The following is a 366-nucleotide window of genomic DNA, read 5'->3' as shown; positions in this document are numbered from 1 at the left end:
AGCGAGATGGGCCGCATGCTCAAGGCGATGACCGGGGCCGACAAGATCAACGTGGCCAACCTGGGCAACGTGGTCGCCCAACTGCACGTGCACGTGGTGGCCCGCCGGCAGGCCGACGCGGCCTGGCCGGGGCCGGTGTGGGGGCAGGGCGAGGCGCAGCCCTACGACCTGAATGAACTGGCCAACATGCGCGATCACCTGCTGGCCCAGTTGGGTGGGTTGAAGTCGCGCCTGTGATTCCCTCAGCCGCCTAAGGGGTGCCCACCGGTCGGCGGCTGCGCCGGCGCACTACGGGCCGGGGGCTCGCCCAGCATGGGGGCAGAAGTCGGCTGGGTGATTCCGGTCACCGAGAGCGAGATACCCAAC

At 69.7% G+C, this 366-nt stretch carries 1 protein-coding gene; it reads left to right on the top strand.

Features of this window, described 5'->3' with window-relative positions; all coding sequences use genetic code 11:
• The coding region (locus tag HOP53_RS21340; protein ID WP_234271869.1) for an HIT domain-containing protein at nt 1-237 on the top strand (237 nt) is incomplete at its 5' end.
• Nucleotides 238-366: the final 129 nt, after the last annotated feature.

Origin of the sequence: Billgrantia ethanolica (assembly GCF_021404305.1) — a bacterium.
GTDB lineage: Bacteria > Pseudomonadota > Gammaproteobacteria > Pseudomonadales > Halomonadaceae > Halomonas > Halomonas ethanolica.
The sequence above is the reverse complement of the archived record's forward strand: the minus strand, read 5'-3'. Positions and strand labels throughout refer to the sequence as shown.